Raw genomic sequence first — 20,251 nt, forward strand, 5'->3', positions numbered from 1 at the left:
GCGACAGTCGATGCATGTATTGACTGATCCACCGCCATCGGGAGCAAGCCCCCTCCCACATTTAGTTTGGGGTGTCTGTAGGGATATTTTTTGTCGCAGTTCTTTTTCAGACAATTGTTGCAAAGATCTACAATCGCGCCGCTTTTACCGCTAGTCTGCGCACATCTGCAGTGCCGACAACAGCCTTCTACAAGAGCCCGGCGATGAATGATCTGTCCCGAATCCAGGGGCCTGCCGGCGCGGTGATTCCGAGCCTGGAAGGCCGTTTCTACAGGCCGCCGCTGCCTGACGGCTACGTGCTGCGCCCACGCCTGTGCGAGCGCCTGGGCGCCGGCCTGGAAGGGCGACTGTTGCTGGTCAGCGCGCCGGCGGGATTCGGCAAGAGTTCCCTGGCGGTCGAGTTCTGTCAGAGCCTGCCGGCCCACTGGCAAAACCTGTGGCTGGGCCTGAGCCCACGGGACAACGATCCTGGCCGTTTTCTCGAGCGCCTGCTCGAAGGCTTGCGCGAGTATTTCCCGCACCTCGGTGCCCAGTCCCTGGGCCTGCTGAAAATGCGTCAGCGTCACCAACCCTTCGCCTTTGAAGAATGGCTCGATGGCCTGCTCGATGAGCTGACGGTGCACTTATCCGTCCAGGCACCACTGTTGCTCGTACTCGATGACTACCACTTGGCCCAGGGCCCGGTGCTGGACCGTTGCCTGCAGTTTTTCCTCAATCATTTGCCCGATGGCCTGGTGATGCTGGTCACCAGCCGCCAGCGTCCGGACTGGCATCTGGCACGCCTGCGCCTGTCGCGGCACCTGCTGGAATTGCATGAGCACGACCTGCGCCTGACCCATGACGAATCCCTGGCCGTGCTGCACCGGCACAGCAGTTCGCTGCGCGGTGAGGCCCTGGAGAACCTGATACGTCGCAGTGAGGGGTGGGTCGCCGGCCTGCGCTTCTGGTTGCTGGCAGCCTCCGAAGCCGGCAGCGACGGTGCCTTGCCCCAAGGCCTGAACGGCGGCGAAGGACTGATTCGCGATTATTTGCTGGAAGAAGTGATCGACTGCCTGCCTGCACACGTCCAGGCGTTTCTGTACGACACCGCGCCCCAGGAGCGCTTTTGCAGCGAGCTGTGCGACGCGGTCCGTGAGGCCCACGACAGCCCGGAAATCCTGCGCTACCTGCAGGCCCATCAGGTATTTCTGGTGCCGTTGGATGAACACGGTCGCTGGTACCGTTATCACCATTTGTTTTCCGACCTGCTGCGCGCGCGCCGCGAGAAGAGCGCCACGTTACCCCTGGCCAGTCTGCACCTGCGCGCCTGTCGCTGGTTCAACGCCCAGGGCTTGATCGATGAGGCGGTGGAGCAGGCGCTGCGGGCCGGTCACCTGGATGTGGCAGCGAACCTGGTGCAGAACCTGTCAGAGGAGCAGCTGCTGGCGGAACAGAATGTCGGCATGTTGCTGCGCTGGAAAATGGACTTGCCCGACAGCCTGTTGATCAGCACACCGCGCTTGATCGTGCTCTACAGCTGGGCGCTGGGGCTGGCGTGCCAGTTGGACGCGGCGCAGGAATTATCCAGCTACCTCAGTCGCTTCCTGCCGGCGCCGTCGGCCACCGCGCAGAAATCCATGCTGGCCCAATGGCTGGCACTGAGCGGGATCATCGCCCGTGGGCGAGGGGACCGCGAATTGACCCAGCGCTATTGCAGCGAGGCCCTGGAAAGCCTGCCGCATAAGCGTTATGGCCAGCGCCTGATGTGCCTGTCGACCTTGTCTAACCTGGCGATTGTCGATGCCGATCTGTGGCGCGCCCGTGGCCTGAATCGCGAGTCCCTGGAGTTGGCGCAGCGTGTCGGTAATCCGCTGTTCGAAGCCCTGGCCCATTACGACCGGGCCCGGGTGCTGCAGGCGCGGGGTGAGGTCCTGCGTGCCCTGGACGAAGTGCGCCAGGGCCTGCAGCGCCTGCACGGGCTGGCGGCTCAGCGGCTGTATGCCGTGCGTGCGCGATTGTCGCTCTATGAAGGCTACCTGTTGCTGTTGCGTTACCAGTCCGAAGCCGGCCTTGCGCGGTTGCGGGCCGGCCTGACTGAGGCGCGCGCCTGCCGGGATATCAGCGTGCTGATCGGGCATTGTGTGATCGCCAGCTTCGAAGGCCGGCGTGGCGATTTTTCCACTGCCTTTGCCGAGCTGGCCGAGGCTGAACGCTTGATGCATATCTGGGACGTGCCGCCGATCTACTACCTGGCGATGATCACCCTGATCAAATGCGAGCTGTGGCTGGCCCAGGGCCGTACCGACCTGGCCGAGGCCTGGCTGGCCCGGCTGGGACAGACCTACACCGGTGAGCAGGCTGCCGCCGCACCGGAGTTTCACCCGCACTTGCCGCAACATGTGGAGCTGCAACAGGCCGCGCTGGATGTCATTCGCCATCAGCCCGACAAGGCGCTGCAACGGCTTGAGGACCTGGCGCAACAGGCGCTCGATAGCGGGCGCCAGATGATTGCCCTGATCGCCCTGGCCCAGCAGGCGCAGGTGCTGCTGGCGTGTGGTCAGGAAGCCAAGGCCGGGCCGGTGCTGGCCCGCGCCCTTGAAGCCGGCGCGGGGGGCGCACTGCAACCGTTCCAGCGGTTGCTGGAGCAATACCCGCAGTGGATGCGCGAGCAGTTGGGCAAGCATCCGCACGTTCCGCTGAATCAGGCCTTGCTGACGCTGCTACCGGCCGTCACCTGTGTCGAGAGCGCGCCTCATCATGAGACCCTGAGCACACGGGAACTGGCGGTACTGCAACTGATCGCCCAGGGCTGTTCAAACCAGGAGATCAGCAACCAGTTGTTCATTTCCCTGCACACCGTGAAAACCCACGCCAGCCATATCAACAGCAAACTCGGCGTGGAGCGCCGTACTCAGGCGGTGGCGCGGGCCAAGTCGATGGGGCTGCTGGGCTGATTGAACCGCTCATTGCGCGCGCGGGCACTGCGTCAGGGACGAGCCTGCGGCGCTGTTGATCAGCGCGGCGAAGCGCTTGAGGTTGTTCTGGTGCGCCACTACCACGTCATCGATGCTCGGGCCGGCGGGTGACTGTAAGGTCGAGCGGCAGGTCAGCCCAGGGCGATCACCACCGCCGACCGGCCTGAGGCGCCAACGCACGTCGAGCAGCGCGTAGTGCCCAGGCACCGAGTCAAAGCGCTGCACCTCGACACGCAACGACACGGCTTGTCGGGCATCGCTGCTGGCCAACTGGTCCACCAGCGCACTCCTCAGCTCATCGGCGAGGCTCGCCGCCCACCACTGGGTTTCCAGAATCGCCAGGCCGCTGTCGCCCTCGCGGATCACGATCTGCGCACGGTCGACCTGAGGCGGCACACTGATGCTTTCAATGCGTATTCCACCGGCATCCGCGCGCGTGGCGTTACTCCCGTGCGCCGGGGTCAGGGTGTGGAATGCAATCGGCTCGCTGCGGCACGCCGCGAGCAGCAAGAGGGCGGTCACCCAGGTGATTTTCAACGGCAACGTCATGGCGGCTCCAATAGTCATTTGCGGGGTGGCCCTTGCAGGTCGAGGGGCGCGGCGTTATCGGCGCGACCGCGAATCAGCGATTCCGGATGTCGGCCCAGGTAATCCGAAAGCTCGCGCAAGGAGCGCGACATGCGCGCCAGTTCATCCAGGGTCTGGGTCAGTTGCTCGCGCTGCGGCGAGTCTTCGGCCAGGGTGGAACTGGCCGATTGCAGGGTCTTGCTCACGTCGCCCAGGGTGGTCTGCACGCCGGGCAGGGTCTTGGCGTTGAATTGGGCCAGGCCCTTGCGCAGCTCGACCAGGCTGGCGTCGAGGTTGCCGGCAATGCGCTCGACAGGCAGTTGGCTGAGCTTGTTGACGATGCCTTCGAATTTCTCCTGCAACTGTTCCAGGTTGCCGGGAATGGTGGGGATGCCGACCGGGCGCTGGTTCGGGTCAAACGCGACTTTCTCGGCCTTGGGGTAGAAGTCCAGGGCAATGTACAGCTGGCCGGTCAGCAGGTTGCCGCTGCGGGCCTGGGCGCGCAGGCCGTTTTCGATGAAACTGCCGATCAGGCGCACGCCGGCGGCCTCATCGTCAGGGTTGTTGTTCATCGCCTTGAGCAACTTGGTGTGCGCCTGGCCGAGCAGTTGCGGGTAGATCACGATGCCGACATTGACCGGGAAACTGCGTTTGCGGGCGTCGAAATCCAGATTGATCGAGACCACCTTGCCGAACTCGACCCCGAGGAACTCCACCGGCGCGCCGACCTTCAGTCCACGCAGGGCCTGATCAAAGCGCAGCACCATGTATTGCCCCCGGCCATTGGGTGGGGCGAGGGCGCTTTGCTGGTCTTCGAACAGTTCGAAGTTGCGGTTCTCTTCGGCCGGTTTGTCGTTGGGGCTGTAGGGCGGCGCCAAAAAGGAGATCCCGCCCATCAACATCGACGACACCGATTCGGTCTTCATCTCGAAGCCATTGGCACCGACGCTGAGGTCGACACCGCTGGCATTCCAGAAGCGTGTGTTTTCGGTGACGTACGCGTCATTGGGTGCATGCACGAACACTTCGATATTCACGCCCTTGCCCTCGCTGTCCAATGCGTAGGCAACGACCTGGCCGACCGGAATCTTGCGGTAATACACCGGCGAGCCGATATCCAGCGACCCCAGGCCCTGGGTATGCAGGGTGAAGCGTTTGCCAGGCTCGCCGTAGGTGATGGGCGGCGGGTTTTCCAGGCCCTTGAACTGTTTGGCACGGGTATCGGACTGGCCAATATCGGCACCGATATAGTCGCCGGACAGCAAGGTATCAATGCCGGACACGCCGCCGGCGCCGATGCGCGGCCGCACCACCCAGAACTTGGAGTCTTCACGGGTGAAGCTTTCGGCCTGCTTGGTCAATTCGACAGTGGCGTTGACGCTTTTCTGGTCATCGCTCAAGGCGACACCGGTCACTTGGCCGATGACCACGTTGCGGTATTTCACCTCGGTCTTGTTGGCGATCAGCCCACTGCCGGTCTTGAAGTTGAGGGTGATGGCCGGCCCTTCCTGAAGCATGCTGTGGACCACCAGCGAGAGACCCACCAGTACGGCGACAATCGGCACTATCCATACCAGCGAAACGCTGAAGCGACGTGTCTTGATCGCGGGTTGCCCCGCCGTGTTGTCAGCCTTGGATGAGCTCATCCGAGGTCTCCTCGTTGTGTGGATGTTCCCAGATCAGCCGGGGATCGAAACTCATGGCGGCCAACATCGTAAACACGACCACCAGACCAAAAAACAGAATGCCCAGGCGCGGCTCGATGTTGCCCAGGGCCTGAAACTTCACCAGCGCGGCTACCAGCGCGACCACGATCACATCCAGCATCGACCAGTAGCCGATCAGCTCGATGAACCGAAACAGCTTCGAGCGCTCCTTGCGCGCCCACCGGCTTTTACGCTGCACGGTGATCAGCAGCAACCCCAGCGACACGAACTTGATGCCCGGCACGGCAATGCTGGCGATGAAAATGATCAGGGCAATGTCCCAGGCGCCATGCTGCCAGAATTCCAGCACGCCGCTCATGATGGTGCTGTCCGCCCCGGAGCCGAGCATGGTGGTTTTCATCACCGGCAATACGTTCGCCGGCACATAAAAGGCGAGCGCGGTGAGCAGGTAGGCCCAGGTGCGGGTCAGGGACTGGACCTTGCGTCGGTGCAAGGGGGCGCCGCAGCGGTCACACTCGGTGGGCTCCAAGCGCATGTCGCAAGGTTGGCCGCAGGTATGGCACAGGCACAGGTTGAGCTGGCGGGCGGTGGGGGGGGAATTCATAGGGTGTCCCACAGGTCGCGCACATCGCGCCCGGCGATGCGGATCAGCAAAAGGCTGAGGACGGCCAGCGCGAACAGGCCGATGCCGGGTATCACATCGAGCATGCCGGCCAGCTTGAACACAGCCACCATCGCGCCCAGCAGGCAGACTTCCAGCATGCTCCAGGGCCTGAGTGCTTCCAGCCAGCGCATGCACAGTTTGAAGGCCGGCGAGCGCCTGCCGGTGAGGGCGAAACTCAATACCCAGATCAGCAGCAGCAACTGGAACACCGGCGCGATAATGATGGAAATCGCCGCCACCAGTGCGATAAACGTGATCGGCCCCAGACTCAGCGCAACCACTGAATCCCATAGCGTCGCGCTGTTCTTCAAGCCCTGCAGGCTGATGCTCATCACCGGATAGAAATTGGCGAACGCCCACAGCACCGCAGCGGTGACCGTCAACGCGAGGCGCTGCTGCACCGACAAGCCGTTATAGCGCTGCAGTACCCCGTCGCAGCGTATGCACAGGGCTTTTTGATGCCTGGCGAGCGTGACTTTCTGGTACACGCAGTCGCAGTGTTCACAGATGACCTGTTGATTCGCCATACATATTGCTCCAGATACGACTGACTGCGGTGTGGTCATTGCCGTGGGATTCAGTTCGGGTAGCTTAGCAGTCCGCCGGCTCGATCATCCTTTGTGCGTGCCTGATGCGGCGGGCGGACGCTGCCTCTGTGGGAGGGGGCTTGCTCCCGATAACGGTGTGTCAGCTATAGTTGAATCGATTGATCCACCGCGGTCGGGAGCACGCCGCTCCCACACGTGAATGGTCCATAGCCTGGCTGACTCCGGTTTGCGCCTCGCTCACGGAATTTTTACCGCCTGTCGTGTTCCAAACCCGGCACAGGTCCGTTGCCCACGTCCTCTGCATCACAGAATGCATAAGTAGGAGCTTCCTTCATGTTCACTCCGCGTCGTCTGCTTGTTGTTGCTACCGCTGTAGCCTTGTTGTCCGGCTGCGCTTCACCTAATCCTTATGATGGCAGCCAGGGACAGGCCGGCAATGGTTCCGAGAGCGGCATGAGCAAGACCGCCAAGTACGGCGGCCTCGGCGCGCTGGCCGGAGCACTGGCCGGTGCGGCCATCGACCATAACCACCGTGGCAAGGGTGCGCTGATTGGCGCAGTGGTTGCGGGTGCCGGCGCTGCCGGCTATGGCTACTACGCCGACCAGCAAGAGAAAAAACTGCGCGAAAGCATGGCCAACACCGGGGTTGAAGTACAGCGCCAGGGTGACCAGATCAAGTTGATCATGCCCGGCAATATCACCTTTGCCACCAACTCCGACGCCATCTCCAGCAGCTTCTATCAGCCGCTGAACAACCTGGCCAACTCCCTCAAGCAGTTCAACCAGAACACCATCCAGATCGTTGGCTACACCGACAGCACCGGCAGCCGCCAGTTGAACATGGACCTGTCCCAGCGCCGTGCGCAGAGCGTGGCCAATTACCTGACCTCCCAGGGTGTCAGCGCCGCCAACCTGAGCGCACGCGGTGCCGGCCCGGATAATCCGATTGCCAGTAACGCTGACGTCAATGGCCGTGCCCAGAACCGTCGCGTAGAAGTGAACCTTGGCCCGATCCCTGGCCAGCAGTACGGTCAGCCGGGCGCCCAGCAACAGGCGCCACAACAGAACAACCAGTTCCAGGGCAACCCGTACTCGCAATACCAGTAAACTACTGCTACAAAAAAGGGCGCCGTGCATTGACTGCTCGGCGCCCTTTTTTGTGGCTGGCGGTTACATCAGTCGATGTATTCGAACACCTTCACGATTTTCTGCACACCGGATACGCCCTGTACCAGGTTGGCCGCGCGAGTGGCTTCAGCCTGGGTCAACAGGCCCATCATGTAGACGATGCCGTTGTCGGTGACGATCTTGATGCGCGAGCCCGGCACGGCACTGTCGGTAAGCATCTGCGCCTTGATCTTGGTGGTCAGCAACGCATCGTTGCTGATTGCCAGCAGGGTGATAGGGTCCATGACCTGCAGTTCGTTGTGCACCTTCTTGACCCGCTGCACCGCCGAGGCAGCCTGTTCAGCCTGGGCCTTGAGGTCTTCGCGCGGAGTCTGACCGGCCAGCAACACGACGCCGTTGAAGCTGGTCACGACGATGCGCGATGCGCCGTTGCCCAGGTCCGTAGCCGCTTTGGCGACGTTGACCTTGACCTTGGTTTCGATCAGCGAGTCATCGATGGTGCTGCCGAAGGTGCGTGTGCCCCGGTCGTCCTGGATGGGCGTGTCCCGTGTTGCGGTGATTGCCGTGCTGCAACCGCTGATGGCGAGGCACAGCGTGATGGCCAAAAGGCTGAGGCGGTTAACGGTCATTCTTCACTCCCGAACAGTTGGCTGTCGATCAGATCGCACAGGCAGTGGATCGCCAGCAGGTGGACTTCTTGAATGCGTGCAGTGACATTGGCCGGGACGCGAATCTCCACGTCCTCAGGCAGCAGCAATGAGGCCATGCCGCCGCCGTCGCGCCCGGTCAAGGCTACGACAATCATTTCGCGATCATGTGCGGCCTGGATCGCTTGAATGATGTTCGCCGAGTTGCCACTGGTGGAAATCGCCAGCAGCACATCGCCCGGCTGGCCGAGGGCGCGGATCTGTTTGGAGAAGATTTCGTTGTAGCTGTAGTCGTTGGCGATCGACGTGATCGTCGACGTGTCGGTGGTCAGGGCGATCGCCGGCAGGCTCGGGCGCTCGCGCTCGAAGCGGTTGAGCAACTCGGAGGAAAAATGCTGGGCGTCACCGGCCGAGCCGCCGTTACCGCACGAAAGCATTTTGCCTTCGTTGAGCAAAGCATTGACCATGACCTGACTGGCTTGCTCGATGTGCGGTGCAAGTACGTCCATCGCCTGTTGCTTGGTGTCGATGCTGGCCTGGAAAAGCTGGCGAATTCGGGATTGCATGTCCATCTGTGTGACCTTAATTAGCGCGGCTGTTTGGCACGGAAATGTGCAGCCCGCAAAGCAAAGAGCAAAAGTGTGTGGTGAAGGTGCCGGGTGAGTCAGCTGTCGAAGGCATCTTTGAGCCAGTTCAGATCAGCAGGGCCCGACGGTGTGCTTTCCATGGCAACCACATCGAAACGGCAGGGGGAATTGGCCCAGCGATGCTCTTTTTGCAGGAAAAACTGCGCGGCGAGTATCAGCTTCTGACGCTTGCGCCCATCGATACTGGCGAGCGCGCCACCCCATTGTGCGTGTTTTCTGTAGCGGACTTCGACGAATACTACTGTATCGCCGTCAAGCATGACCAGATCAAGCTCACCGCGTTTACATAACCAGTTCTGCGCCAGAAGGCGCAGACCCTGTTGTTGCAGGTAGCTCAACGCTTGGTGTTCGGCATCCTTGCCGCTTTGTGCGCTGGACCGCTCGGGCATCAGCGTGGGGTGTCCGGCAGTCGCTGGATTTCGCCACCGACAAACTTCGCCCAAGGCATCTGGCGGTCAACGCGCTGGTTGGCGCCGATGCCCAGGTTGCCGGAGAGGCCGTCGACCCGGGTGTCCGGCAACGCCTTGAGCTGGCCCAGGCGTGGCGCCAGGCGATAGGCATCGACGCCCATCGCGTAGAGGCGGCCCAGGCTGCCATTGGCTTGCGGCCACTGTGCGGCAACCTGGTTGCGCAGCGGGTCGGTGGTGTTGAGCAACCAAGGGGTTTCGCAGAACATCACGTTAGTCATGTCCAGGTACTGGTTGCGGTCGCCGCTGGCGCTGAATACGTGGGACGTTGCGTAGACAGGCACATCACCGGCGTATTGAAAGTTCAGGGTCGGCTTGATCTGCTGGGCCAGTTGCGGGGTAACGGCCAGGAAGATGAACTCGATGTCCTGGCGACGCGACGGCTGGGCGGCAACGTCGGTGCCGACGGTGCTTTGCAGGCTCTTGGCGCGGCCTTCGCTTTTGCGCAGCTGGAACAGGTCAGCGATCTGCTGGGCCAGCGCTACCGGCTGATCGACATACTCGACGCCCATGACGGTGCCGCCGTTGGCTTCCCAATCCTGACGGAACGCTTTGTACACGCGCTCGCCCCATTCGCCACGGGGCACCATGGCGGCGGCGCGGTGCAGGCCGTCGGCACGGGCGCGGCGCGACACTTCACGGGCTTCGTCTTCAGCTGCCAGGCCGAACTGGAACAGTTGCGCCGGGCCTTGATCGGTTTCGCTGTAGTTCAGCGCCAGGGTGGTGATCGGTAGCTGCGGGCGAGCACTGAGCTGTTTGACCAGCGGCTTTTCCAGCGGACCGACGACCAGTTGCACGCCGGCGGCCTGGGCCTTGGCATAGAAGTCGTCGATGGACGTCAGGCGCGAGCTGTCGTAAAACTCAATCACCGGCGGCTTCTGCCCGGCCTGTTCGGCCTGGTAGTGAGCGGCCATGAAGCCTTCACGCAACGCTTTGCCGACTGACGCCAGGGCGCCTTCCTGCGGCAGCAGCAGGGCGATCTTGTTAAGCGGCTGGCTGGCCAGTTCCTTGAGTTTGGTCAGCGGCGTCGGCAATTGCACAGCCGCCGGATGGCCCGGGTTGCGCGCACGCCAGGTGTCGATGGCGGTTTGCTGCTGTTCCAGTGTGCCGGCGCCCTTGACCGCCTGGGCCAGGGTGATCCAGCCGTCCAGCGTCGGGTTGCCGGTCGCTTGCAGCTGCTCGGCCGGCAGTGCGGCAATCAGCGCCCAGATCGCTTCGTGGTTGCTGTTGGCAGCGTCACCGCTGAGCAGAGGCGCCATGGCGACACGCTCGCGCGCCGCAGCCAGGGTCTGGCCGTCGGCTTCATAGGCGCGGGCATGCACGGTGCCGGTGCGGACCTGCTGATCGGCCGGCAGCTCCCTCAGGCTTTGCAGGCTGGGGTGGTCCAGCGCCGTCAAGGCAGCCTTGGGCTGGTTGCGGGTCATCGCCAGTTCCGCCGCCAGGGTGCTGGCAAATATTTGCGCGGCCGGCTTCAGAACATTCAGGGGGACCTGGGCCAGGATCTGCGAGGAACGGCCAGGATTGTTCTGCCGGTAGGCCAGGTCAGCCGCACTCAGGCGCAGCAATGCGGCCTTTTCCGGCGTGCTGGCGGAGGTGGCCTGTTCGAGCAGTTGCTCGATACTGGCGTCCGGCGTGCGTGGCAGGTCGCCAAGGCTGGACGAGGGCGAGCTGGCGCAAGCGGCCAGCAAGGCAGCGAGGCAGAGGGCGGAGAGCAGCCGCAGGCAAGCGATCATGTAAGTGTTCCTGATACCGATCAAATTAGCGTGGAAGTGTACCCAAGCACTGGCTCAGGCGCGATGTTCGTGGCGTGAAACCGTGGATTTAGATCGTGCAATTGTTGCCAGTTGCTAACAATGGCTGAAACGACATCCGCCGTGACGGCATATTTTCAGCGCGTCGACGCGCTACAATGTGGCTTTTGCCAATCATCGAGGTGTGCGTTTTGACTGCTCCAGGTCCTTTGAATTCCACTGCAGGCTCGCTTTTTGTCGTGGCGACGCCCATTGGCAACCTGGACGACATCAGTGCCCGGGCATTGAAGGTGTTGCGCGAGGTTAAATTGATCGCGGCGGAAGACACGCGGCACTCCCAACGGTTGATGCAGCATTTTGGAATCAGCACGCCACTGGCGGCCTGCCATGAACACAACGAGCGCGAGGAGGGCAGCCGGTTTATCACCCGTTTACTGGCAGGTGATGATATTGCGCTGATCTCCGACGCGGGCACGCCGCTGATTTCCGACCCTGGGTACCATCTGGTCCGCCAGGCGCGCGCCGCTGGTATCAATGTAGTGCCTGTTCCGGGCGCGTGCGCGCTGATCGCCGCATTATCTGCAGCCGGCTTGCCGTCGGACCGTTTTATCTTCGAAGGCTTCCTGCCCGCCAAGACGGTAGGGCGTCGCGCCCGTCTCCAGGCGTTGAAGGAAGAGCCGCGCACCCTGATTTTCTACGAAGCTCCGCACCGCATCCTGGAATGCCTGCAGGATATGGAGCTGGTGTTCGGCGGCGCACGCCTGGCGCTGCTGGCGCGTGAGTTGACAAAGACCTTTGAAACCCTCAAGGGCCTGCCCCTGGAAGAACTGCGTGGGTTTGTCGAAGGCGACAGCAATCAGCAGCGTGGGGAGTGCGTAGTGCTGGTGGCCGGTTGGACCGCTCCAGAGAGTGAGGACGCGGTCGGCAGCGAAGCCATGCGCATCCTAGATTTGCTGCTCAAGGAAATGCCGCTCAAACGCGCTGCCGCCCTCGCGGCGGAAATTACCGGGGTGCGCAAGAATGTGTTGTATCAAGCCGCGCTCGATAAACAGAAAGCCGAATAGTTCCGGGGCCGGGCCGGTGTTTCGTCCGAACGTGATGGCAATGCTGCGCTTTTAATACTTGTCCTGAGGCCGTGGTGCCGTTAACCTGCGCGGCGGAGAGTCGATTGGACAGTCGCTGCCCTCTATGAAAATTAGGGGGGGGAGGAAAGTCCGGGCTCCATAGGGCGAAGTGCCAGGTAATGCCTGGGAGGCGTGAGCCTACGGAAAGTGCCACAGAAAATAACCGCCTAAGCACTTCGGTGCCGGTAAGGGTGAAAAGGTGCGGTAAGAGCGCACCGCACGACTGGCAACAGTTCGTGGCTAGGTAAACCCCACTTGGAGCAAGACCAAATAGGGTCCCAAGGCGTGGCCCGCGCTGGGACCGGGTAGGTTGCTAAAGATGTCCAGTGATGGCCATCGTAGACGAATGACTGTTCAAGACAGAACCCGGCTTACAGATCGACTCTCCACCTTTTTTCCTTCCGTCCGAACCTCGGGCAGAAACCGGTAGTAACGCAAGAATCCCTCCCTGCCAAATCATTGGCAGATGCGTCTTCGTAATACCAAAAAAATCTTACTCTTAATAAATCACTTTAACTTTGAGCCTCAGCTCTTTGAGTTATCTGCGCTTGTTGAGTCAAAAACAACGCTGAAGTCGGGTTTCTCCTCTCTTTACGCTCGTAAATCTCCGTTCTGTAAGGCTTTTCCTGCTATCCGCGCCTTGACGGTGTGGTGGGCGCATTCCTATAGTGTGCGCAAGTGGCGGAAAGTGGCACAAAGTGGGTTTTTTGAACGTAAAACGCTAAAATTTGGAGAAACGCATCTGTGTTTCGCGGAGCTAACGCTATCAGTCTCGATGCAAAAGGCCGTCTCGCCATGCCGAGCCGGTATCGTGACGAGCTCATTTCGCGAAGTTCAGGGCAGTTAATCATCACGATTGACGCTGTTGACCCTTGTTTATGTGTTTACCCCCTCGACGAGTGGGAGTTGATCGAAACCAAGTTGCGTGCGCTGCCTTCATTGCGTGAAGAAAACCGCCGCCTCCAGCGTTTGCTGATCGGTAATGCCGTCGACCTTGAACTCGATGGCAGCGGTCGCTTCCTGGTACCTCCGCGTTTGCGCGAATACGCCAGGCTCGACAAGCGCGCCATGCTGGTAGGCCAACTGAACAAGTTCCAATTGTGGGACGAAGATGCCTGGGATGCTGTTTCTGCAGCTGACCTGGCTGCTATTCAACAACCGGGCGCCATGCCTGATGAACTGCGTGATTTGATCCTGTGACTATTGATAGCGGCTTTAACCACATCACCGTACTGCTTGACGAAGCCGTTGAGGCTCTCGCCGTACGCGCGGATGGCTGCTATCTGGATGGCACCTTCGGCAGGGGCGGGCACAGTCGGTTGATACTCAGCCAGCTCGGGCCCAACGGTAAACTCCTCGGGTTCGACAAAGACCCTCAAGCGATTGCCACCGGGCAAGCGCTAGCGGCCGAAGACGGCCGCTTTGTCGTTGTGCAGCGCAGCTTTGCGGAGCTTGGCGCCGAAGTCGCCGAGCGCGGCATGGCGGGCAAGGTGGCCGGGGTTCTGCTCGACCTGGGCGTGTCTTCGCCGCAGCTCGATGACCCGGAGCGCGGCTTCAGCTTCATGAACGACGGTCCCCTCGACATGCGCATGGATCCGACGCGTGGCGTCAGCGCCGCGCAGTTCATCGCCACCGCGCCAGTGGAAGAAATCGCCCGGGTGTTCAAGGAATACGGTGAAGAGCGTTTCGCCGGCCGCATGGCCCGCGCCGTGGTCGAGCGCCGCGAGATCCAGCCATTCGAACGCACCGCTGACCTGGCCGAAGTGCTGAAGGTCGCCAACCCGGCATGGGAGAAGGGCAAGAACCCGGCGACCCGTGCGTTCCAGGGCTTGCGCATTCACGTCAACAACGAATTGGGCGATCTGGAGGCCGGCCTCGAGGCTGCCCTCGAGGCGCTGGAAGTGGGCGGTCGCCTGGTGGTGATCAGCTTCCATTCCCTGGAAGACCGCATCGTCAAGCTGTTCATGCGTCGCCTGGTCAAGGGCGAATCGGACAACCTGCCGCGCAATCTGCCGGTGCGTTTCGAAGCCTTTGTGCCGAAAATCAAAATCCATGGCAAAGCGCAGTTCGCCTCCGAAGCCGAACTCAAGGCCAACCCACGTTCCCGTAGCGCCGTCATGCGCGTCGCGGAGAAGTTGCGGTGAGCAAGCTTTTCGCCAAACCCCTGCCGGGCGGCAGCTTCTTTATGTTGCTGCTGTTTGTCGGCGTGCTGGTGTCCGCGATTGCGGTGTCCTACAGCGCGCATTGGAATCGTCAGTTGCTCAATACCCTCTATGGGGAGTTGAGCGTGCGCGACAAGGCGCAGGCGGAATGGGGTCGGTTGATCCTGGAGCAGAGCACCTGGACGGCCCATAGCCGTATCGAAGTGCTGGCCACCGAACAGCTGAAGATGCACATTCCGGGCGCTGCCGACGTTCGCATGGTGGCGCCATGATGAAGCTCGAGGGCGCACTCTATCCATGGCGCTTCCGCCTGATGCTCGGCTTGCTGGCATTGATGGTGGGCGCGATCGTCTGGCGGATCTTCGACCTGCAGGTCGTCGACCGTGACTTCCTGATCGGCCAGGGCGATGCCCGTAGCTTGCGACATATTCCGATTCCCGCGCACCGTGGCCTGATCACTGACCGTAACGGCGAGCCCCTGGCCGTGAGCACGCCGGTGACCACCCTGTGGGCCAACGCCAAGGAACTGCAGGTTGCCAAGGACAAGTGGCCCGAACTCGCCGCGGCCCTGGGGCAGGACCGCAAAGCGCTGACCGAGCGCCTGGAAGCCCAGGCCAATAAAGAATTCATCTACCTGGTTCGCGGGCTCACCCCTGAGCAGGGTCAGCAAGTGCTCGACCTCAAAATCCCCGGCGTCTATGGCATCGAGGAATTTCGTCGTTTCTACCCGGCCGGGGAAACCACTGCGCACATGGTCGGTTTTACCGATATCGATGACCATGGCCGCGAAGGTGTCGAGCTGGCCTATGACGAATGGCTGGCCGGGGTGCCCGGCAAGCGCCAGGTCATCAAGGATCGGCGCGGCAGACTGATCAAGGATGTACAGGTCACCAAAAACGCCAAGGCCGGTAAGCCCTTGGCGTTGTCGATTGACTTGCGCCTGCAATACCTGGCCAACCGCGAACTGCGTAACGCGATCATCGAGAACGGCGCCAAAGCCGGCAGCCTGGTGATCATGGACGTGAAGACCGGCGAGATCCTCGCCATGGTCAACCAGCCGACGTACAACCCGAACAACCGTCGCAACCTGCAACCGGCGATGATGCGCAACCGCGCCATGATCGACGTGTTCGAGCCCGGTTCGACCATGAAAGCCATCTCCATGAGTGCCGCCCTGGAAACCGGACGCTGGAAGCCCAGCGACAAGGTCGAGGTGTATCCAGGTACGCTGCAGTTGGGCAAGTACACCATTCGTGACGTGTCTCGCACCGAGGGCCCGGTGCTGGATCTGACAGGCATCCTGATCAACTCCAGTAACGTAGGCATGAGTAAGGTCGCCTTCGATATCGGCGGCGAGACCATCTACCACCTGGCGCAAAAAATCGGCCTGGGTCAACCCACCGGGCTCGACTTCCCCGGTGAGCGCGTAGGTAACCTGCCGAACTACCGCGACTGGAAAAAAGCCGAGACCGCCACGCTGTCTTACGGCTACGGCTTGTCGGTGACCGCGATCCAGCTGGCCCATGCTTTCTCTGTATTGGCCAATAACGGCCGCATGGTTCCGCTGAGCCTGATCCATGTCGACGAAGCGCCGAAAGCCACCCAGGTAATTCCGGAAAAAGTCGCCAAGACCATGCAAGGCATGCTGCAACAAGTGATCGAGGCGCCGCGTGGCGTATTCCGCGCCCAGGTGCCGGCCTATCACGTGGCCGGCAAATCCGGTACCGCGCGTAAAACCTCGGTCGGCACCAAGGGTTATGCGGAAAACTCCTATCGCTCGCTGTTCGCCGGTTTCGGCCCGATGAGCGACCCACGCTACGCCATCGTCGTGGTGATCGATGAACCGAGCAAAGCCGGTTACTTCGGTGGCCTGGTCTCGGCGCCGGTGTTCAGCAAAGTGATGTCCGGCACCCTGCGCCTGATGAATATCACGCCGGACAATCTGCCGCCGACCCAGCAGGCGAACGCCGCACCGCCGGTAGCCGCCGTAAAAGCCAATGGAGGGCGCGGCTGATGTCTCTTAGCCTGAACAAGATTTTTGCCCATGCCGGCCGCGATCTGTTGATCCGCGAGTTGAGCCTGGACAGCCGTACTGTACGCGCCGGTGACTTGTTCCTGGCGGTGCCCGGTGGCAAATTCGATGGCCGTGCGCATATCGCCGATGCCCTGCAGCGTGGCGCCGCCGCCGTGGCTTATGAAGTGGACGGCGCCACCGTGCTGCCAATCACCGATGTGCCGTTGATTCCGGTGAAGAACCTGGCTGCCCAACTGTCCGACATTGCCGGGCGCTTCTATGGCGAGCCGAGCCGCCACCTCAACCTGGTGGGCGTGACCGGCACCAACGGCAAGACCAGCGTGACTCAGCTGGTCGCCCAGGCGCTGGACCTGCTGGGTCAGCATTGCGGCATCGTCGGTACCCTGGGCACCGGCTTTTATGGGGCATTGCAAAGCGGCCTGCACACCACGCCGAATCCGATTGCCGTGCAAGCGACCCTGGCCGACCTGAAAAAGGCCGGTGCCAGGGCGGTTGCCATGGAAGTCTCCTCCCATGGTCTGGACCAGGGTCGCGTCACGGCGTTGGCGTTTGACGTGGCCGTGATGACCAACCTGTCCCGGGATCATCTGGACTACCACGGCACCATGGAGGCGTACGCCGCCGCCAAGGCCAAGCTGTTCGCCTGGAATGATCTGAAGTGTCGGGTGGTCAACCTCGACGACGCGTTCGGCCGCCAGCTGGCTGCCGAAGACAGCGAAGCGCGCCTGATCAGCTACAGCCTGGAAGATTCCAGTGCTTACCTGTATTGCCGTGAGGCTCGATTCAATGACGAAGGCGTGCGCGGAACGTTGGTCACGCCTCAGGGCGAACACCATTTGCGCAGCACCTTGCTCGGTCGCTTCAACCTGAGCAATGTGCTCGCTGCTATCGGCGCGCTGCTCGGCCTGGATTACGCCCTCGACGAAATCCTCAAGGTCCTGCCGAAGCTGGAAGGCCCGGCCGGTCGCATGCAGCGCCTGGGTGGCGGTACGCAACCGCTGGTGGTGGTCGACTACGCTCACACCCCTGATGCACTGGAAAAAGTCCTGCTGGCGCTGCGCCCGCATGCCAAGGGCAAGCTGTTGTGCCTGTTCGGCTGCGGCGGCGACCGCGATCGCGGCAAGCGCCCGTTGATGGCCGAGATTGTCGAGCGCCTGGCTGACGGCGTGCTGGTGACCGACGACAACCCGCGCAGCGAAGACCCGGGGCGAATCTTCGACGATATCCGCGAGGGCTTCAAAAACACCGCCAACGTCACCTTCGTGGCCGGTCGCGGTGCAGCCATCGCTCAATTGATCGCCAGCGCCAGCGCGGATGACGTGGTCGTGCTGGCCGGCAAGGGGCATGAGGATTACCAGGAAATCAACGGCGAGCGCCATGCCTTTTCCGATCTGGTCGAGGCGGATCGCGCCTTGACTGCCTGGGAGGTCGCCCATGCTTAAGGCGATGACATTCAGCGAACTGGCCCAGGCGTTGTCCGCCCGTGTGCTGTCCAGCGATTGCACGTTCAACGGCGTCAGTATCGACAGCCGCAATATCAAGCCGGGCCAGTTGTTCGTCGCCCTCGCAGGCCCGCGCTTCGATGGCCACGACTACCTCAACGAAGTCGCCGCCAAAGGCGCCGTGGGTGCCCTGGTGCAACGCGAAGTGGCGCACGCCACCTTGCCGCAGTTGCTGGTCGCCGATACGCGCCTGGCCCTGGGCCAACTGGGCGCGCTGAATCGCGCCGCTTTCGACAAGTCGGTTGCCGCCGTCACCGGTTCCAGTGGCAAGACCACTGTCAAAGAGCTGTTGGCCGGTGTACTGCGCACGCGCGGGCCGGTGCTCGCTACCCGTGGCAACCTGAACAATGATTTCGGCGCACCGCTGACCCTGCTCGAACTGGCCCCGGAACACACGGCGGCGGTGATCGAGCTGGGCGCTTCACGCATCGGCGAGATTGCCTACACCGTGGCGCTGACCAAGCCCCACGTCGCGATTATCAACAACGCCGGTACCGCCCACGTCGGTGAGTTCGGCGGCCCGGAAAAAATCGTCGAAGCCAAGGGTGAAATTCTTCAAGGCCTCGACGCTTCGGGCACCGCTGTACTGAATCTGGATGACAAGGCTTTCGAGACCTGGCGTGCACGTGCCGCCGGTCGCAAGGTGCTGACGTTTGCCGTGCTGAACGCCGCGGCCGATTTCCACGCCTCCACTATTACTGTCGATGCGCGGGGTTGCCCGTCCTTCACCTTGCATACCCCGCAAGGCAATGAGCATGTGCAACTGAACCTGCTGGGCAACCATAACGTCGCCAACGCGCTGGCCGCCGCCGCTGCCGCTCACGCCCTGGGTGTGTCGCTGTTCGGCATCGCCACAGGCCTGGGCGCGGTGCAGCCGGTCAAGGGGCGCACCGTGGCGCAATTGGCCAGTAATGGCATGCGCGTGATCGATGACACTTACAACGCCAACCCGTCTTCCATCAATGCCGCCGTGGATCTGCTCAACGGCTTCGATGGACGCACAGTGCTGGTGCTTGGCGATATCGGCGAACTGGGCGATTGGGCCGAGCAAGGCCACCGCGAAGTCGGCGCCTATGCCGCCGGTAAAGTCGACGCGCTCTACGCGGTCGGCCCGAACATGGCTCACGCGGTAAACGCCTTCGGCTCCGGCGCGCGACATTTCGCGACCCAGGCCGAATTGATCCAGGCGTTGGCTGCGGCCGAGCACGACACACACACAACCATTTTGATCAAGGGATCGCGCAGCGCGGTGATGGAAAACGTCGTCGCAGCCTTGTGTGGCTCAAGTACGGAGAAACATTAATGCTGCTGCTGCTGGCTGAGTATCTGCAACAGTTCCACAAAGGCTTCGCGGTCTTCCAGTACCTGACCCTGCGCGGGATCCTGGGTGTGCTGACCGCGCTGTGTTTGTCGCTGTTCCTGGGGCCGTGGATGATCCGCACCCTGCAGAACCTGCAAATTGGTCAATCGGTTCGCAATGACGGCCCGCAGTCGCACCTGTCCAAGTCCGGCACCCCGACCATGGGCGGTGCGTTGATCCTGTCGTCCATCGGCGTGAGCACCTTGCTCTGGGCTGACCTGCATAACCGCTATGTGTGGGTGGTGCTGCTGGTGACCCTGCTGTTCGGCGCCATCGGCTGGGTGGATGACTACCGTAAAGTGATCGAGAAAAACTCCAAGGGCCTGCCAAGCCGCTGGAAGTACTTCTGGCAATCGGTATTCGGCCTGGGGGCGGCGATCTTCCTGTACACCACCGCGCCAAGCGCCGTGGAGACCACCTTGATCATCCCGATGCTCAAGGACGCCAGCATTCCACTGGGCATCGGCTTCGTGGTGCTGACCTATTTCGTGATTGTCGGCTCCAGCAACGCGGTGAACCTGACCGACGGCCTCGACGGCCTGGCGATCATGCCGACGGTGATGGTGGGCGGTGCCCTCGGCATCTTCTGCTACCTGTCGGGTAACGTGAAATTCGCGGAATACCTGCTGATTCCCTATGTACCGGGCGCGGGTGAGCTGATCGTATTCTGCGGCGCGCTGATCGGCGCCGGCCTGGGGTTCCTGTGGTTCAACACCTACCCGGCGCAGGTGTTCATGGGCGACGTCGGCGCTCTGGCGCTGGGCGCGGCACTGGGCACCATCGCGGTGATCGTGCGCCAGGAAATCGTGCTGTTCATCATGGGCGGTGTGTTCGTGATGGAAACCCTGTCGGTGGTCATCCAGGTGGCTTCCTTCAAGTTGACCGGGCGCCGCGTATTTCGCATGGCGCCGATTCACCACCACTTTGAACTCAAGGGCTGGCCCGAGCCACGCGTGATCGTCCGCTTCTGGATCATCACCGTGATTCTGGTACTGGTCGGCCTTGCCACCCTGAAACTGAGGTAGAAA

18 protein-coding genes and 1 other RNA gene are annotated in these 20,251 nt (G+C 61.9%); 11 read left to right on the forward strand and 8 right to left on the reverse strand.

Features of this window, described 5'->3' with window-relative positions; genetic code table 11:
* Positions 1-203: 203 nt before the first annotated feature.
* Entirely contained in the window at positions 204-2,933 is a 2,730-nt protein-coding gene (locus CIB54_RS01235; protein WP_101218246.1) for a winged helix-turn-helix domain-containing protein, read from the forward strand.
* A gap of 9 nt (positions 2,934-2,942) precedes the next feature.
* Here the strand turns inward: CIB54_RS01235 and CIB54_RS01240 are convergent, their stop codons facing one another.
* From CIB54_RS01240 to CIB54_RS01255, 4 genes are read right to left on the reverse strand one after another with little or no spacing between them, the layout of a single operon-like run.
* Positions 2,943-3,521 carry a PqiC family protein gene (locus tag CIB54_RS01240; RefSeq protein WP_232790512.1) on the reverse strand — a complete coding sequence of 193 codons (579 nt, stop codon included), beginning with the start codon at positions 3,519-3,521 and terminating at the stop codon, positions 2,943-2,945.
* Entirely contained in the window at positions 3,518-5,167 is a 1,650-nt protein-coding gene (locus tag CIB54_RS01245) for a PqiB family protein (protein WP_065951644.1), read from the reverse strand. Before CIB54_RS01245 ends, CIB54_RS01240 begins: the two co-directional genes overlap by 4 nt.
* Positions 5,148-5,792, reverse strand: a complete 645-nt coding sequence (locus CIB54_RS01250; RefSeq protein ID WP_101218248.1) for a paraquat-inducible protein A — start codon at positions 5,790-5,792, stop codon at positions 5,148-5,150. The genes CIB54_RS01245 and CIB54_RS01250 overlap by 20 nt, the downstream gene beginning before the upstream one ends.
* Entirely contained in the window at positions 5,789-6,379 is a 591-nt protein-coding gene (locus tag CIB54_RS01255) for a paraquat-inducible protein A (RefSeq protein WP_065951646.1), read from the reverse strand. The genes CIB54_RS01250 and CIB54_RS01255 overlap by 4 nt, the downstream gene beginning before the upstream one ends.
* Before the next feature lie 354 nt (positions 6,380-6,733).
* On the opposite strand from CIB54_RS01255, the gene CIB54_RS01260 reads away from it, so the two are divergent.
* Positions 6,734-7,507: a YiaD family glycine zipper/OmpA-like lipoprotein gene (locus CIB54_RS01260; RefSeq protein ID WP_065951647.1), complete on the forward strand. Its 774-nt coding sequence runs from the start codon at positions 6,734-6,736 to the stop codon at positions 7,505-7,507.
* 68 nt (positions 7,508-7,575) lie between these two features.
* Here the strand turns inward: CIB54_RS01260 and CIB54_RS01265 are convergent, their stop codons facing one another.
* The 4 genes from CIB54_RS01265 to CIB54_RS01280 form a co-directional block, all read right to left on the reverse strand.
* Positions 7,576-8,157: a BON domain-containing protein gene (locus CIB54_RS01265; protein WP_057724611.1), complete on the reverse strand. Its 582-nt coding sequence runs from the start codon at positions 8,155-8,157 to the stop codon at positions 7,576-7,578.
* Positions 8,154-8,747: a phosphoheptose isomerase gene (locus tag CIB54_RS01270; protein ID WP_003216190.1), complete on the reverse strand. Its 594-nt coding sequence runs from the start codon at positions 8,745-8,747 to the stop codon at positions 8,154-8,156. Before CIB54_RS01270 ends, CIB54_RS01265 begins: the two co-directional genes overlap by 4 nt.
* Before the next feature lie 92 nt (positions 8,748-8,839).
* Positions 8,840-9,211, reverse strand: coding sequence for a YraN family protein (locus CIB54_RS01275; protein ID WP_065951648.1), 372 nt, complete (start codon positions 9,209-9,211; stop codon positions 8,840-8,842).
* Positions 9,211-11,022, reverse strand: coding sequence for a penicillin-binding protein activator (locus CIB54_RS01280; protein WP_101218249.1), 1,812 nt, complete (start codon positions 11,020-11,022; stop codon positions 9,211-9,213). The genes CIB54_RS01275 and CIB54_RS01280 overlap by 1 nt, the downstream gene beginning before the upstream one ends.
* A 176-nt stretch (positions 11,023-11,198) precedes the next feature.
* Here CIB54_RS01280 and rsmI point away from each other — a divergent pair, with 176 nt between their 5' ends.
* The 9 genes from rsmI to mraY all read left to right on the forward strand — a co-directional run bounded on the left by rsmI (position 11,199) and on the right by mraY (position 20,248).
* Positions 11,199-12,104: a 16S rRNA (cytidine(1402)-2'-O)-methyltransferase gene (gene rsmI, locus CIB54_RS01285; RefSeq protein ID WP_162515417.1), complete on the forward strand. Its 906-nt coding sequence runs from the start codon at positions 11,199-11,201 to the stop codon at positions 12,102-12,104.
* A 96-nt stretch (positions 12,105-12,200) separates the two neighbouring features.
* An RNA gene (gene rnpB, locus CIB54_RS01290) (RNase P RNA component class A) lies at positions 12,201-12,554 on the forward strand.
* 354 nt (positions 12,555-12,908) lie between these two features.
* Positions 12,909-13,364 (forward strand): division/cell wall cluster transcriptional repressor MraZ, encoded by a 456-nt coding sequence (gene mraZ / locus CIB54_RS01295; RefSeq protein WP_004371993.1) that lies wholly within the window; start codon positions 12,909-12,911, stop codon positions 13,362-13,364.
* Positions 13,361-14,308, forward strand: coding sequence for a 16S rRNA (cytosine(1402)-N(4))-methyltransferase RsmH (gene rsmH / locus CIB54_RS01300; protein WP_065892620.1), 948 nt, complete (start codon positions 13,361-13,363; stop codon positions 14,306-14,308). Before mraZ ends, rsmH begins: the two co-directional genes overlap by 4 nt.
* Positions 14,305-14,598 carry a cell division protein FtsL gene (ftsL, locus tag CIB54_RS01305; RefSeq protein WP_057724615.1) on the forward strand — a complete coding sequence of 98 codons (294 nt, stop codon included), beginning with the start codon at positions 14,305-14,307 and terminating at the stop codon, positions 14,596-14,598. Before rsmH ends, ftsL begins: the two co-directional genes overlap by 4 nt.
* A complete protein-coding gene (locus CIB54_RS01310; RefSeq protein WP_163001703.1) occupies positions 14,598-16,340 on the forward strand; it encodes a peptidoglycan D,D-transpeptidase FtsI family protein in 1,743 nt (580 codons plus the stop codon). The genes ftsL and CIB54_RS01310 overlap by 1 nt, the downstream gene beginning before the upstream one ends.
* Positions 16,340-17,803: a UDP-N-acetylmuramoyl-L-alanyl-D-glutamate--2,6-diaminopimelate ligase gene (locus tag CIB54_RS01315; protein ID WP_101218250.1), complete on the forward strand. Its 1,464-nt coding sequence runs from the start codon at positions 16,340-16,342 to the stop codon at positions 17,801-17,803. The genes CIB54_RS01310 and CIB54_RS01315 overlap by 1 nt, the downstream gene beginning before the upstream one ends.
* Positions 17,796-19,166: a UDP-N-acetylmuramoyl-tripeptide--D-alanyl-D-alanine ligase gene (locus tag CIB54_RS01320; RefSeq protein WP_101218251.1), complete on the forward strand. Its 1,371-nt coding sequence runs from the start codon at positions 17,796-17,798 to the stop codon at positions 19,164-19,166. Before CIB54_RS01315 ends, CIB54_RS01320 begins: the two co-directional genes overlap by 8 nt.
* Positions 19,166-20,248 carry a phospho-N-acetylmuramoyl-pentapeptide-transferase gene (mraY, locus tag CIB54_RS01325; protein WP_101218252.1) on the forward strand — a complete coding sequence of 361 codons (1,083 nt, stop codon included), beginning with the start codon at positions 19,166-19,168 and terminating at the stop codon, positions 20,246-20,248. The genes CIB54_RS01320 and mraY overlap by 1 nt, the downstream gene beginning before the upstream one ends.
* Positions 20,249-20,251 lie beyond the last annotated feature (3 nt).

Source organism: Pseudomonas fluorescens (genome assembly GCF_002837185.1).
Classification (GTDB): domain Bacteria; phylum Pseudomonadota; class Gammaproteobacteria; order Pseudomonadales; family Pseudomonadaceae; genus Aquipseudomonas; species Aquipseudomonas fluorescens_AM.

Excerpts from the sequence above, each read along its gene's own strand:
- CIB54_RS01235 (WP_101218246.1), top strand. The coding sequence starts at position 204 with ATGAATGATCTGTCCCGAATCCAGGGGCCTGCCGGCGCGGTGATTCCG.
- CIB54_RS01240 (WP_232790512.1), bottom strand. The coding sequence starts at position 3,521 with ATGACTATTGGAGCCGCCATGACGTTGCCGTTGAAAATCACCTGGGTG.
- CIB54_RS01245 (WP_065951644.1), bottom strand. The coding sequence starts at position 5,167 with ATGAGCTCATCCAAGGCTGACAACACGGCGGGGCAACCCGCGATCAAG.
- CIB54_RS01250 (WP_101218248.1), bottom strand. The coding sequence starts at position 5,792 with ATGAATTCCCCCCCCACCGCCCGCCAGCTCAACCTGTGCCTGTGCCAT.
- CIB54_RS01255 (WP_065951646.1), bottom strand. The coding sequence starts at position 6,379 with ATGGCGAATCAACAGGTCATCTGTGAACACTGCGACTGCGTGTACCAG.
- CIB54_RS01260 (WP_065951647.1), top strand. The coding sequence starts at position 6,734 with ATGTTCACTCCGCGTCGTCTGCTTGTTGTTGCTACCGCTGTAGCCTTG.
- CIB54_RS01265 (WP_057724611.1), bottom strand. The coding sequence starts at position 8,157 with ATGACCGTTAACCGCCTCAGCCTTTTGGCCATCACGCTGTGCCTCGCC.
- CIB54_RS01270 (WP_003216190.1), bottom strand. The coding sequence starts at position 8,747 with ATGGACATGCAATCCCGAATTCGCCAGCTTTTCCAGGCCAGCATCGAC.
- CIB54_RS01275 (WP_065951648.1), bottom strand. The coding sequence starts at position 9,211 with ATGCCCGAGCGGTCCAGCGCACAAAGCGGCAAGGATGCCGAACACCAA.
- CIB54_RS01280 (WP_101218249.1), bottom strand. The coding sequence starts at position 11,022 with ATGATCGCTTGCCTGCGGCTGCTCTCCGCCCTCTGCCTCGCTGCCTTG.
- rsmI (WP_162515417.1), top strand. The coding sequence starts at position 11,199 with ATGTGGCTTTTGCCAATCATCGAGGTGTGCGTTTTGACTGCTCCAGGT.
- CIB54_RS01310 (WP_163001703.1), top strand. The coding sequence starts at position 14,598 with ATGAAGCTCGAGGGCGCACTCTATCCATGGCGCTTCCGCCTGATGCTC.
- CIB54_RS01315 (WP_101218250.1), top strand. The coding sequence starts at position 16,340 with ATGTCTCTTAGCCTGAACAAGATTTTTGCCCATGCCGGCCGCGATCTG.
- CIB54_RS01320 (WP_101218251.1), top strand. The coding sequence starts at position 17,796 with ATGCTTAAGGCGATGACATTCAGCGAACTGGCCCAGGCGTTGTCCGCC.
- mraY (WP_101218252.1), top strand. The coding sequence starts at position 19,166 with ATGCTGCTGCTGCTGGCTGAGTATCTGCAACAGTTCCACAAAGGCTTC.